Origin of the sequence: Nonomuraea sp. NPDC049625 (assembly GCF_040675285.1) — a bacterium.
Taxonomy (GTDB): domain Bacteria; phylum Actinomycetota; class Actinomycetes; order Streptosporangiales; family Streptosporangiaceae; genus Nonomuraea; species Nonomuraea angiospora_A.
On the sequence record NZ_JBFAOQ010000035.1, the window covers coordinates 57888 to 68970 of the forward strand.

At 71.9% G+C, this 11083-nt stretch carries 12 protein-coding genes and 1 pseudogene; 10 read left to right on the forward strand and 3 right to left on the reverse strand.

All coding sequences use genetic code 11. The features are described 5' to 3' along the window. Positions 1-32 precede the first annotated feature (32 nt). The 6 genes from AB0J87_RS62125 to AB0J87_RS62150 are packed head-to-tail and all read left to right on the forward strand — an operon-like array spanning position 33 to position 5694. Positions 33-1412, forward strand: a complete 1380-nt coding sequence (locus AB0J87_RS62125; RefSeq protein WP_363985119.1) for an MFS transporter — start codon at positions 33-35, stop codon at positions 1410-1412. After that, positions 1412-2233 (forward strand): FAD binding domain-containing protein, encoded by an 822-nt coding sequence (locus AB0J87_RS62130; protein ID WP_363985143.1) that lies wholly within the window; start codon positions 1412-1414, stop codon positions 2231-2233. The genes AB0J87_RS62125 and AB0J87_RS62130 overlap by 1 nt, the downstream gene beginning before the upstream one ends. Beyond that, entirely contained in the window at positions 2230-4569 is a 2340-nt protein-coding gene (locus AB0J87_RS62135; RefSeq protein ID WP_363985121.1) for a xanthine dehydrogenase family protein molybdopterin-binding subunit, read from the forward strand. The genes AB0J87_RS62130 and AB0J87_RS62135 overlap by 4 nt, the downstream gene beginning before the upstream one ends. After that, on the forward strand, positions 4566-5063 hold the full coding sequence (locus AB0J87_RS62140) for a (2Fe-2S)-binding protein (RefSeq protein ID WP_363985123.1): 498 nt from the start codon (positions 4566-4568) through the stop codon (positions 5061-5063). The genes AB0J87_RS62135 and AB0J87_RS62140 overlap by 4 nt, the downstream gene beginning before the upstream one ends. Continuing rightward, positions 5060-5584 carry an SRPBCC family protein gene (locus tag AB0J87_RS62145; RefSeq protein ID WP_363985125.1) on the forward strand — a complete coding sequence of 175 codons (525 nt, stop codon included), beginning with the start codon at positions 5060-5062 and terminating at the stop codon, positions 5582-5584. The genes AB0J87_RS62140 and AB0J87_RS62145 overlap by 4 nt, the downstream gene beginning before the upstream one ends. Further along, entirely contained in the window at positions 5563-5694 is a 132-nt protein-coding gene (locus AB0J87_RS62150; protein WP_363985127.1) for a hypothetical protein, read from the forward strand. The genes AB0J87_RS62145 and AB0J87_RS62150 overlap by 22 nt, the downstream gene beginning before the upstream one ends. A 23-nt stretch (positions 5695-5717) precedes the next feature. On the opposite strand, the gene AB0J87_RS62155 is transcribed toward AB0J87_RS62150, so the two are convergent. Then, positions 5718-6467 carry a LysE family translocator gene (locus AB0J87_RS62155; protein WP_363985129.1) on the reverse strand — a complete coding sequence of 250 codons (750 nt, stop codon included), beginning with the start codon at positions 6465-6467 and terminating at the stop codon, positions 5718-5720. A gap of 50 nt (positions 6468-6517) precedes the next feature. Here AB0J87_RS62155 and AB0J87_RS62160 point away from each other — a divergent pair, with 50 nt between their 5' ends. Continuing rightward, positions 6518-7261 carry a helix-turn-helix domain-containing protein gene (locus AB0J87_RS62160; protein ID WP_363985131.1) on the forward strand — a complete coding sequence of 248 codons (744 nt, stop codon included), beginning with the start codon at positions 6518-6520 and terminating at the stop codon, positions 7259-7261. 9 nt (positions 7262-7270) lie between these two features. Here AB0J87_RS62160 and AB0J87_RS62165 read toward each other — a convergent pair whose 3' ends face one another. Next, on the reverse strand, positions 7271-7642 hold the full coding sequence (locus AB0J87_RS62165; RefSeq protein WP_363985133.1) for a DUF4345 family protein: 372 nt from the start codon (positions 7640-7642) through the stop codon (positions 7271-7273). Between the two features lie 194 nt (positions 7643-7836). Between AB0J87_RS62165 and AB0J87_RS62170 the strand changes: the two genes are divergently transcribed. The 3 genes from AB0J87_RS62170 (at position 7837) to AB0J87_RS62180 (ending at position 10803) form a co-directional block, all read left to right on the forward strand. Beyond that, entirely contained in the window at positions 7837-8652 is an 816-nt protein-coding gene (locus AB0J87_RS62170; RefSeq protein ID WP_363985135.1) for a TIGR02452 family protein, read from the forward strand. A gap of 42 nt (positions 8653-8694) precedes the next feature. Continuing rightward, entirely contained in the window at positions 8695-9471 is a 777-nt protein-coding gene (locus tag AB0J87_RS62175; protein WP_363985137.1) for a nucleotidyltransferase family protein, read from the forward strand. A 111-nt stretch (positions 9472-9582) separates the two neighbouring features. Further along, the gene (locus AB0J87_RS62180; protein WP_363985139.1) at positions 9583-10803 is read left to right on the forward strand and encodes a cytochrome P450; all 1221 of its coding nucleotides are present in this window, start codon (positions 9583-9585) and stop codon (positions 10801-10803) included. A gap of 50 nt (positions 10804-10853) precedes the next feature. On the opposite strand, the pseudogene AB0J87_RS62185 reads toward AB0J87_RS62180, so the two are convergent. Then, a pseudogene (locus AB0J87_RS62185) lies at positions 10854-11083 on the reverse strand (NADH-quinone oxidoreductase subunit H); the annotation flags it as partial.

Below are 11083 nucleotides of genomic sequence, written 5' to 3' on the forward strand. Positions count from 1 at the left end.
TCTCCATCGTCGCCTCACATCCGGGTGGAACCATGAAAACAGGAGACCAGATCGTTCAGGACCTGCCGTGGAGGTGGCGGGTCCAGGGCAAGATCTTCGTCATCGGCGGCCTCGGCTACATGTTCGACGCCTGGGACGTCGCGCTCAACGGCTTTCTCACTCCCCTGCTGGGCACGGAGTTCGGCCTGTCGCTCGGCGAGCGGGGCCTGGTGGCGACCGCCAACCTCATCGGCATGGCGGCCGGCGCCGTCGCCTGGGGCACCGTCGCCGACCGCATGGGCCGCAAGCGGGCCTTCGGCCTGACCCTGCTCATCTTCGCGCTCTTCTCCGTCGTGGGCGCGGCCGCCCCCGGTTTCGAGGTCTTCCTGCTGTTCAGGTTCCTGGCCGGCGTCGGTCTGGGCGGGTGCATCCCCGTCGACTACGCGCTGGTCGGCGAGTTCTCGCCGAGCCGGCTGCGCGGCAAGGTCCTGGCAGCCATGGACGTCTGGTGGCCCGTCGGCGCGACGCTGAGCGGCGTGGCCGCCACCCTGCTCGGACCCCTGCCGGGCAACTGGCGGTGGATGCTCGCCGTCATGATCCTGCCCGCGCTGCTGCTGTTCTGGGTGCGGCGCGGCATTCCGGAGTCGCCGCTCTACCTGGCCGGGACCGGCCGCGAGCAGGAAGCACGTACGATCATCGACGACCTGGTCAGGCGCACCGGCGCCACGCCCGAGCCGTACGTCATCGAGCCACCCGTGGACGACGGCGCATCGCGCGGCCTTCGGGCGGCGCTCGGCCAGCTCCGCCTGGTCTGGGCGTTCAGCCCGCGGGTGACCTCCGCCGCCTGGCTCCTGTTCATCACGATCATGACGATGTACTACGTGGCGCTGAGCTGGATGCCGTCGATCCTCATCAAGGAGGGCTACACCGACTACGCGGCCTTCGGCAAGACCACGCTCATGACCGCGGTCGGCATCGTCGGCGTGCTCGTCTCGGCATGGCTGATCGAGGCGGTCGGCCGCAAGTGGGTGATCGGCGTCTCGGCCCCGGTGGGCGCCGGGGCACTGGTGGGTTTCGCGCTGTACCTCGACGTCAGGTCGGCGGCGCTGCTGTGGCTGGCCGCGTTCGGCTTCGTCGTCCAGCTCACGATCCCGGTCCTGTACGCCTACGTCGCCGAGCTGTATCCGACCAGGATCAGGGCCAGCGGCTTCGGATGGGCGTCCTCGGTCAGCCGGGTGGCCTCCGGCTTCATTCCGATGATCTTCGGCGGCCTGCTCTGGCCGACGCTGGGGCTGACGATGACGTTCGTCGCCCTGGGCGCCCTGGTGCTGGCGGTCGTGCTGTGGATGGCGATCGCCGCGCCGGAGACGAGGGGCCGGGAGCTCGACCGCATCACCGACCCGTCCGGCGACACGGTGACCGCGAGCACGTGATGAAGCCCGCGCCGTTCACCTATCACCGCGCCCGCGACGTCGCCGGTGCGATCTCCCTGCTCGTGGAGCTGGGCGAGGACGCCAAATACCTCGCGGGCGGCCAGAGCCTGGTCGCCATGATGAACTTCCGCCTCGCGCGGCCGGCGCACCTGGTCGACCTGGGCGGGCTGCGCGGCGAGCTGGCCCGCCTCCAGGAGGAGGACGGCGCGCTGCGCGTGGGGGCGCTCACCACGCATCACGAGGTGGAGCGGGCGCCGCTCGGCCCCGGTTTCGCCGTGCTGCGGGAGGCGATGCGGTGGGTCGGGCACCTGCCCATCCGCACCCGCGGCACGGTGGGCGGCAGCCTCGCGCACGGCGACGCCACCGCCGAGTGGTGCCTGCTCGCGCTCCTGCTGGACGGCGAGGTGGTCGTCCAGGGGGCGAGCGGGCGCCGCCGCCGCGTCCCCGCCGGGGACCTGTTCCTCGGCTTCTACACGACGACGCTGGCGCCGGAGGAGCTGATCGTCGAGGTGGTGTTCCCCCGCCCCGCGCCGCGGGCGGCCCTCACCGAGCACGCCGAGCGGCGGGGCGACTTCGCCACCGTGGCCGCCGCCGTCGATCTCGACGCCTGCCGCGTCGTGCTCGGCGGCGTCGCCCCCGCGCCGGTGCGGGTTCCGGCGGCCGAGGCGGTGCTGGCCGGCGGAGGGACGTTCGCCGAATGCGCCGAGGCCGCCGCGGCGGCCATCGACCCGCCGTCGGACGGCAGCGGCAGCTCCGGATATCGCCGGGTTCTCACCCGGACCCTGGTCGAACGGGCTTGCGAGGCGGCGATGACGCGATGAGCTGGGTCGGAAGGCCGGCCGCCCGCCTGGAGGACCCACGGCTGCTGAGCGGTCACGGAAGGTTCGTCGACGACCTCCACCTGCCCGGGACGCTGCACGCGCAGTTCGTCCGCAGCACGGTCGCCCACGGCACCGTGACCGGAGTCGACCTGTCCGCGACGCTGGCGACGCCTGGCGTGGTGGCCGCCTTCACCGCCGCCGACCTCGACCTGGGCGACATCACCGCGATCCTCGACCGGCCGCCGTCGGAGTTCGTGCCGACGGCGATGCCGGTGCTGGCCCGCGACCGGGTGCGCTACGTCGGCGAGCCGGTCGCCGTCGTGCTCGCCGGCGACCCCTACGCCGTGGAGGACGGCGTGGAGGCGGCCCGGGTGACCTACGAGGCGGACCGGCCGGTGGTCTCCGCCGAGCAGGCGCTCGCCCCCGGCGCGCCGCTCCTGCACCCCGCCGCCGTGGCCAACACGCTGGTGGACGTGTCGATGTTCGCCACCGAGGGCATCGACGCCGTGTTCGCGGGGGCGCACCGGGTGGTGAGCGTGCGGGTGAACTCCGCCCGGCAGAACGCGCTGCCGCTGGAGACCCGGGGCGCCGTCGCGAGCTGGGACCCGCGCGAGGAACAGCTCGTGATGCACACCTGCACGCAGGTGCCGCACCTGGTCCGCACCCTGCTGGCCGAATGTCTCTGCCTGGACGAGCGCGCCGTACGCGTCATCGCGCCCGACATGGGCGGCGGCTTCGGGCTGAAGTGCGTCGTCGGCCGGGAGGAGCTCGCCGCCGCCGCGGCGGCCCTGCGGCTGCGCCGCCCGGTCAAGTGGATCGAGGACCGGCGCGACGCGCTCACCGCGTCGTTCCTGGCCCGCGAGCAGCACTACGACGTGCGCGCCGCGTTCGACGAGGACGGCAGGATGCTCGCGCTGGACGCCGGCATCGTGTGCGACATGGGCGCCTACTCCTGCTATCCGTTCACGGCCGGGATCGAGCCGCTGATGGCCTCGGCGGAGCTGCCCGGCGTCTACCGGGTGCCCGCCTACCGGGTGCGCGCCCGGGCCGTCGCCACCAACAAGGCGCCGTCGGCGCCGTACCGAGGGGTGAGCAGGCCGCAGATCGTGATGGTCATGGAGCGGCTGATGGAGCGGGCCGCCCGCGAGCTGGACCTGGACCCGGTGGAGGTGCGGCGGCGCAACCTGATCACCGAGTTCCCCTACACCGGGGTCAACGAGGTCACCTACGACCCCGGCTCCTACCTGGAGTCGCTGGACTTCTGCGAGCGGCTGCTGCGCGACGAGGGCTGGTACGAGCGCCGGGAGGCCGCCGCCGCCGAGGGCCGCCATGTCGGCATCGGCTACTCCTGCTTCAACGAGCGCACCGGCTACGGCTCCGCCGCGTTCGCCAAGCGCAAGATGGCGGTGGTGCCCGGCTTCGACCTGGCCGAGGCGCGGATGGACCTGAGCGGCACCGTGACCGTGACCACCGGCACGATGAGCCACGGGCAGAGCCACGAGACCACGATGGCCCAGATCGTCGCCGACCGGCTGCGGCTGGACATCGCCCAGGTCAAGATCCATCAGGGTGACACCGACCGGGTCCCGTACGGGTTCGGGACGTTCGCCAGCCGGTCGGCCACCATCGGCGGCAGCGCCGTCGCCCGGGCGGCGAGCGCGCTGGGCGACCGGCTGCTGCGCCTGGCCGCGTACCTGCTGGACACCACCGGCGACGACGTCGAGCTGCACGAAGGGTCCGTGCGGCGGCGCGACGATCATGGGCGCGCCCTGACCTACCGCGAGCTGGCCGAGGTGGCCTACCTGAAGGCGCACCTGCTGCCGAAGGACGCCGAGCCGGGACTGACCGCGAGCGCGTCGTTCGACGTGCAGGGCGACGGCACGTTCTCCAACGCCGCGCACGGCGTGGTCGTGGAGCTGCACCCCGGCACGGGCCAGGTGGAGATCCTGCGCTACGTCTGCGTGGAGGACTGCGGCGTGGCCATCAACCCGCAGGTCGTCGAGGGCCAGTGCCGCGGGGGCATCGCGCAGGGCATCGCCGGGGCGCTGTTCGAGCGGGTCACCTACGACGCCCAGGGGGAGCCGGAGTGCGCGTCGTTCATCGACTACAAGGTGCCCACCGCCTGCGAGATCCCGGACATCGAGATCCACCACCTGCAGACGCCGTGCGCGTTCACCGAGAGCGGCGCGAAGGGCGCCGGCGAGGGCGGCACCATCGGCGCCCCGGCGGCCGTGCTCAACGCGGTCAACGACGCCCTGCGGTCCACCGGCGTGGAGCTGGACGACACCCCCATCAGGCCCGAGACGGTGCAGCGGGCGATCGGAGCGTGCCCGTGACGGAGAAACTGCTGATCAGCCTGACCGTGAACGGCCGGCGCCACGACGACCTGGTGATCGAATCGCGCTACACGCTGGTGGACGTGCTGCGCCACCACATCGGCCTAACCGGCACGCACGTCGGCTGCGAGCACGGCGTCTGCGGCGCCTGCACGGTCCTGATCGACGGCGCCCCCGTACGCGCATGCCTGATCTTCGCCGCGCAGGCCGAGGGGCGGGACATCCGCACGGTGGAGTCGCTGTCCCACGACGGCGAACTGAACGACCTGCAGCGGGCCTTCTCGGCCTGCCACGGGCTGCAGTGCGGGTTCTGCACGCCCGGATTCCTGATGCTCGCCGAGGGATTCCTCGCCGAACGTCCCGACGCGACACGAGAGGAGATCCGCGAGGTGGTGTCCTCGAACCTGTGCCGGTGCACCGACTACCAGAGCATCGTCGACGCGATCGAACGGTGCGCCCGCGAACGGCACGAGGCCCGGGGAGACGCGCGATGATCCTGGACAACGAGATCACCGTCCCCGCCCCGCCCGACGAGGTCTTCGCGCTGATCAGCGACGTGGAACGGGTCGTGACGTGCCTGCCGGGCGCCGCGCTCGACGGCCGCGACGGCGACGCCTACCAGGGTGGGGTCACCGTCAAGGTCGGCCCCGTCACCGCCGCGTACACCGGCACGGTCCGCTTTCTGGAGGTGGACGCCGGGCGGCGGCTGCTGCGGCTGCAGGGGCGGGGCGCCGACACGCACGGCGGCGGCGACGCCGAGGCCGAGGTCATCCTCACCGTGGCGGAGGCGCCGGCCGGGTCGCTGCTGCGGGTCCGCACCGACCTGCTGATCCGCGGGAAGATCGTGCAGTTCGGCAGGGAGCCATCGCGACCGTGTCCGGCCGGCTCCTGCAGCAGTTCGCCGCGAACCTCGCCACCCTCATCGGCGCCCCGGCCCCCTCGGCCACGCCGGTTCCCGCCCGGCCCGCGACGCGGGAGCTGGACGGTCTGGCGATGCTGCTGCCGCCGGGCGTGATCAAGTACGCGCCGGTCGCCGCCGCCTTCGTGGCGGGGCTGGTGCAGGGCTGGCTGCTCTGCGAGGTCCACTGGCAGGCCAAGCTGATCAAGGAGTTGCGCCGTGGCTGACGGCCACTGAGCACGGCCGGGGGTTACTCGGTGGCCACCCGGACTCCGAGCGCGATCAGGGTGGCGCCGAGGAGCGCCTCCTGGACGCGCCGGACGCGCCGGGAGCGGAGCAGGTGACGAACGCGGTGCACGCTCAGGGCGATCAGGCCCAGCCCGGTCATGCTGAAGGCGACAGCGATCATCGCCAGTCCCAGAGCGACCGGCACGGCCTGGCCAGGCGAGCCGGCCGGCACGAACTGCGGGAGAGCAGCCAGGAAGAACAGCGTGGCCTTCGGATTCGTGAGGTTGGTCAGAAGCCCCTGCAGGAACGGCGTGGCGCGCCGTTCGGGCTCGGTGAGGGCCGGTTCGACGCCTCCGTGCGCGGGGCCGATGCGCCAGGCCGCCCACAGCGAGCGGGCGCCGAGGACGACCAGCACCACCGCACCGGTGAACTTGACGAGCGCGAACAGCGCCTCGCTGCGCAACAACAGCTCCGCCAGACCAAAGGCGACCAGCGTGGCGTGCACGAAAAGCCCCGCCGCACAACCGAGCGCGGTACGCATACCCGCTGACCGGCCGGACTTCATCGTGCTGCGGACGACCACGGCAGTATCGAGACCGGGCGTAATCGTGATCAGCAGGCACAGGCCGATGAATGGCAACAAATGATCGGTCATCACACGATTGTGCCGCAGGACAACGCGATGCCGATGGGTGAACAAGCGCGCCGTATCCTCCGATGAACCCTCATAATCCGGCAAGCCTGCGGGAGACGTCGATGTCAGCGCTTTCACGGACCTGTTCGTCGCCTCCGGTCCGGGAAGCTGTGGGCGGGGAGGCGGCGGTGTGGCTGTGGCCCGGCCGCGCCCTGTACGCGGGGCCGTCCCTGCGGCTGGGCCCGCACTCCGGCGCGGTGGCGTGCGTGGCCGTCGGCGTGGACGCGCCCTTCGCCGTACGACGCGCGCCCGGCGGCGAACTGCGGGCGCGGACCGCCCTCATCCCGCCACGGGTCCGGCACCAGCTCACGGCGGGTGGCGACCGCATGGTCTTCCTCTACCTCGACCCGGGCCCGGCCGAGGACCGGGCGTGCCGGGCCAGGTTCACCGCCGGCGACGGCGACGTGATGACCGGGCACGAAGCCGAGGCCGGCCTTCTGGTCCGGGCGGCGGCCATCTCCGCGCACAGCCCGGACCGGCAGATCGCCGCCTGGGCGGACGAGGCCACCGGCCATGAGCCGCCGTCGTTCACCGACCCCCGGATCGCCGCCGCCATGCGCCGCCTGATCGGCGCGGACGAGCCCTTGCCCGCCGCGCTGCTGGCCGCCGAGCTGGGACTGTCGGAGTCACGCTTCCTGCGGCTGTTCAGGGAACGTACGGGCACCTCGTACCGGAGGTTTCGGCTGTGGGCGCAGATGCACCGGGCCGGTCGTGCGCTGGCCGCGGGCGGGAACCTCACCCGTGCCGCGGCCGACGGCTACTTCGCCAGCCCCTCCCACTTCAGCACCGCGTTCCACGCGATGTTCGGCCTTCCCCCGAGCGCGCTGCTCTCCCGGCGGCTCACGATCCGGTGCCTGGATCCCCTGGTGTGACGGGACGGCTCACCAGGCGATGGCGGCCAGCAGCGCGCCACCGCCCACGGCCTCCACCCAGAAATACAGCCACGAGGGATAGAACGCCGACGGCCGCTCGACCGACCGCGCCACCAGCCGGCCGGCGGCCATGCCCAGCAGGGACCCGGCGACGGTCACGACCACGCCCGTCCGCAGCCCGCCCGCGTCGGCCGCCGCGGCCAGCAGCAGGCCCGCGACGGCCACGCCGAAGCCTCCGTACACGGCACGGACCTCGGTCCGGGCCTCGGCCGAGTCGGCCACGATCCGGAACGGCCTGATCAGCGCGGCAGGCGCGAGGAGGCCGTAAACGCCCATCCCGAGGAAGAACACGGCCGCGGCGGCGATCACGACAGTCGACATGGAAGTGCTCCCCTTTGTCACAGCAGCTTGCCTGGCCAGGACAGCCTGCCGCTCGCGCACCGCACCCGGCTTTCACCGACCCGCCATGTTCCGGACGAGACAGCACTCGACCGCGTGCAGGGCCGCCCACGCGGACGGGCCGGGCCGCAAAATCGTTCGATCGCAGCGGCGATCACGATCTACGATGCGGACGTGTGGGCAACAGATTGAGCCATGTCGCGACGGTGAACGAGCAGATCGCCGCCGACGGCCGGTACACCGCCGAGGACGGCACCCTCGTCACCGTGGGTCTCGCGCTGGCCGCGGCGATAGCCGGCACGGTGAGCCATCCGCCGGACGAGCCGATCGCCGCGCCGGCCGCCGCGGGCCGCCGCACGTCTTTCGAGGTCACCGCGGAAGGCAGCCTGCAGGCCGCGCGGCGGCTGCACCTGGCGGGCGCCGAACGGATCGCCGTGCTGAACTTCGCCTCGGCCCGCAACCCCGGAGGCGGCTACCTCGGCGGGGCCAAGGCGCAGGAGGAGGACCTGTGCCGCGCGAGCCTGCTGTACCCGTGTCTGCTGAACGCCCCCGACTACTACGCCGCGCACCGCGCCTCCTCCGACCTGCTCTACAGCCACCGGGTCATCTGGTCTCCCGACGTGCCGGTGCACCGCGACGACCGTGGCCGGCTGCTGAGCGAGCCGTACCCGGTCTCGTTCCTGACCTCGCCCGCGCCCAACGCCGGGCAACTGCTGCGGCGTGAGCCCGGCGCGGGGCCGCGGATCCGGCGCGCGCTGCACGAGCGTGCCGGACGCGTGCTGGCGGTCGCCGCGCACCACGGCGCGCGGCAGCTCGTGCTCGGGGCGTGGGGGTGCGGGGTGTTCCGCAACGACCCGCATGAGGTCGCCGCGGCCTTCCACGCCCACCTGGCAGAGGGCGGGGTGTTCGAACGGGTGGTGTTCGCGGTGTGGGCCCGGTCGGAGGAGTCGGCCAACCGGGCCGCGTTCGCCGAACGCTTCGGGGCCGGGTGAGCGTGTCGGCGCAAGTTACTCGACCGCGTATAAATTGCGGGGATGACCTTCGATGATCTCATCCCGTCCGCCGGTGAGTCGCCGCTGGTGTCGCGGCCGGTGACCCAGGCCGTGATCCTCGCCGGTGGCAAGGGATCACGCCTGCGCCCTTACACCGACACCCATCCCAAGCCGATGATCGAGATCCCGGGCACCGGCCTGCCCATCATCGGCCACCAGCTGGAATGGCTGGCGGCGGAGGGAGTGACCGATGCCATCATCTCCTGCGGCTACCTGTCCGAGGTCGTGCTCGACTGGCTGGGCGGGGCGAGTCTGCCGCTCAAGGTGACCCCGGTGATCGAGACCGAAGCGCTCGGGCGTGGTGGCGGGCTGAAGTTCGCCGCCGCCTCCCTGCCCCGACCGGATGAGCCCTGGTACGCCACCAACGGCGACATCTGGACCCGCTTCAGCCTGCGCGCCATGGCGGACTTCCACCATGAGCGCGACGCCCATGCCACCCTCGCCCTGGCTCGCCCTCGGCTCCCTTGGGGGACCGTGGACATCGACCGTTTCGGCAATGTCCTGGACTTCGTCGAGGCTCCGCCGTCGCCCTATCCGATCAATGCCGGGGTCTATGTCTTCTCCGCCGAGTTCGCCTCGATGCTCCCGGATGTCGGCGACCATGAGCGAAGCACGTTCCCCTACCTCGCCCGCCAGCGCCGCCTGGCGGGATATGAGTTGCCGCAAGGGGTGTACTGGCGGGCCATCGACACCGCCAAGGATCTGAACGAGGCCGCCAAGGAACTGGCCGCCTTCCGTAAGAAGAACACGGCGTCCTGATCGCGCCGGACGGATGGTCATGACTCAAAAGAGTGCGTGGCGCGTTACTTCATTTTCGCCGTGATGCCGGGGAGTGTGGACCGTACGCCCATCTCTGCAGGGAGGATGACGTTGTCGACATCCGTGGGCCAGGAACCCACTCCCCCGAACGTGCCGTTCCTCGACGTCCTGGATCCGGCTTTCGACTTCGGCGCCCCCGAGGTCTCCGCGGCCCAAGCGGAAAGCTGGTACGCGACCAGCCCCATCGGCCTGCTCGTCCTGCGCTATGAGCAGGCCAATGACCTCCTGCGCGACCGGAGGCTGGACCACAACGGCAAGCGGTACCTGGAGACGAACGGGATCTTCGACGGCCCGATCTACGACTGGTTCGTCCCGATGATCGTCAACCACGAAGGAGAGGACCACCGCCGCCTGCGCCGCCTGACGAGCAAGGCGTTCACCGCGCGCACGGTGGAGAGCCTGCGGCCGTTCATCCGGGAGCAGGCCGAGCAGCTGACCGAGGGCCTGGCGTCGGCCGGGACGTGCGAGTTCGTCGAGGACTTCGGCTCCCGGCTGCCGCTGACGGTCATGTGCCGGTTGCTCGGCGTGCCGCCCGAGGACTACGACGTGTTCGGAGCCTGGACCAGGGACATCGGCCTGGTCTTCAGCCTCGCGACCGGCGGCGACGTCGTCACCAGGGTGGAAGCCGCGGTACGCGGCCTGAACGACTACGCCGACTTCCTCATCGAGGAGAAGTCGGCCAGGCCCACCGACGACCTCAGCTCCGCCCTGGTCGCGGCCTACCAGGCCGACGACGGCCGAGTCACCAGGGACGAGCTGCGCAACCTGCTGGTCACGCTCGTGTTCGGCGCCCAGGACAACACCCGCTACCAGCTCGCGAACGCGATGGTCGTCTTCGCCGAGCACCCCGACCAGTGGACCCTGGTGGGGCAGCGGCCGGAGCTGGCGGCCCAGGCCGTCGAAGAGGTGATGCGCTGGCTTCCCTCGGCGGGCACCATCTACCGGTTCGCCGCGGAGGACTTCGACTACGAGGGACTGCGCATCGCGCGCGAGACGTTCCTCACGATGTGCGTGAGCATCGCCCAGCGCGACCCGCGTGCGCACAAGAACGCCGATCGATTCGACATCACGGCGGTCAGGGACAATCCCCCTCTGCAGTTCGGCGCGGGCCCGCACCACTGCCTGGGCGCGGCTCTGGCCCGCGTCGAGATCGGGGAGGCGCTGCCCATCCTCGCCGCCCGGCTGGGCCCGCCCTCCGTCGCGGGGCCGGTCGCCTGGCAGGGCCCCCTCGGGATCCAGGGCCCGGACACGCTACCGCTGCGCTTCGGCTGATCAGGACCGGCGGCCCGCCCTCCCCCGGGGAGGGCGGGGTTCCGGGCCGCTCACGGTCGGGAGACGCCGTGGTAGTGCGGCAGGTCCAGCGGCGGCACCGGGAAGCCACCTGCCGCCGGCTCTTCGGACAGTTCCTCGAACTCGGCCTCGACCTGGGCCTTCTGGGCCTCCTTGCGCCGCTGGCCGACGGTGTCGAACCGCATCCAGATGGCCAGCCCGCCGATCACGATGATCCCGGTGACCACGAGGGCGATCATCCGGGACTCCTCGTTGAGCATCA